Source organism: Bradyrhizobium sp. PRIMUS42, from assembly GCF_023006515.1.
Classification (GTDB): Bacteria; Pseudomonadota; Alphaproteobacteria; order Rhizobiales; family Xanthobacteraceae; genus Bradyrhizobium.
The window spans coordinates 1-1,682 of sequence record NZ_JALBGZ010001017.1 but is presented as its reverse complement, the minus strand read 5'-3'; the positions used below and the strand labels follow the sequence as shown (position 1 = coordinate 1,682).

General features: G+C 67.4%; 1 protein-coding gene. It reads right to left on the bottom strand.

Annotated features, from left to right (window positions below):
* The coding region (locus MOV75_RS36985; protein WP_247007855.1) for an Ig-like domain-containing protein at positions 1–1,682 on the bottom strand (1,682 nt) is incomplete at both ends.

The window sequence follows — 1,682 nt, the reverse complement described above, 5'->3', positions numbered from 1 at the left end:
ACCGCGCCGCTGGTCGCGGTGTTGCCAGCCGCGTCGCTCACCCGCGCCGTCAGGGAGTTGCCACCCTGGTTCAGCGTGACCGTGGTGCTCCAGCTGCCGTTGCCCTGCACGATGGCGGTGCCGATCGTCGTGGCGCCATCCAGGATGGTGACGGTGGCGCCGGCATCGGCAACGCTCACCGTGCCGGTAATGGTCTGGCTGGCCTGGTTGACGGGTCCGCCCGCGCTGATAATGGCGACCGTCGGTGCCGTGGTGTCGAGCGTGAAGCTCAGCGAGGCCGAGCCGGTGTTGCCAAAAGTGTCGATCTGGCTTGCGACGATGGTGTGTGATCCGTCGGCCAGCCCGCTCGGCGTAAACGACCAGGCGCCTTGTGCATCCGTGGTCACTGTCGTCGCGATCGGGCTGCCGTCGATGGTGAAGTGCACCACGGTGTTGGCAAGGCCGCTGCCGTTCACCGTCGGATTGGCGGTGACATGGTCGGTGGCGGAGGTACCGGTGTCGGAGACCAGGGCCTCGGTCACGGTCGGGCCGGTGGTGCTCAGCGTGTAGACCACCGCGCCGCTGGTTGCGATGTTGCCGGCCGCGTCGCTCACCCGAGCCGTCAGGGAGTTGCCACCCTGGTTCAGCGTGACCGTGGTGCTCCAGCTGCCGTTGGCCTGCACGATCGCGGTACCGATCGTCGTGGCGCCATCCAGGATGGTGACGGTGGCGCCGGCATCGGCAACGCTCACCGTGCCGGTGATGGTCTGGCTGGCCTGGTTGACGGGTCCGCCCGCGCTGGTAATGGCGACCGTCGGTGCCGTGGTGTCGAGCGTGAAGCTCAGCGCTGCGCTCGTCGAACTGTTGCCGGCGGCATCGCTGAACTGCGCCGTGATTTGTTTGGTGCCATCGGCTCCAAGATCGCCGGCGGATACCGTCAGGCTGACGCTGCCTGCCGTCACGTCGGCAGCCGTGATCACATGCGTGACCGGGTGCGCCAGCGGCGAGCCGCCCAGCAGCAGCTGCACCGTATCGCCGATGGCAACCGTCGGGGTCAGCGACACCGTGAAGCTTGGCGACGTCGCCGAGGTGATGTTGTCCGTGCTCGAGGTACCGGTATCCAAACCCGCCGTCAGATCTGGGGTACCACCGGTCGGCGCCGTTGTGTCGAAGGTGAAGCTCAGCGACGCCGAGCCGGTGTTGCCAAAGGTATCGGTCTGGCTTGCCACAATGGTGTGTAATCCGTCGGCCAGCCCGCTCGGCGTAAACGACCAGCCCCCTTGCGCATCCGTGGTCGCCGTGGAGGTGCTGAGAACACCATCGATCGTCAGATGCACCACCGTGTTGGCAAGGCCGGTGCCGCTCAGCGCCGGGTTGGCGGTGACATGGTCGGTGGCCGAAGTGCCGGTGTCGGAAACGAGACTCTCGGTCACCGTCGGACCGGTGGTGCTCAGCGTGTAGACCACTGCGCTGCTGGTCGCGGTATTGCCGGCGGCATCGCTTACCCGAGCCGTCAGGGAGTTGCCGCCCTGGTTCAGCGTGACCGTGGTGCTCCAGCTGCCGTTGCCCTGCACGATGGCGGTGCCAATCGTCGTGCTGCCGTCCAGGATGGTGACGGTGGTGCCGGCATCGGCGACGCCCACCGTGCCGGTGATGGTCTGGCTGGCCTGGTTGACCGGTCCGCCCGCGCTGGTGATGGCGAC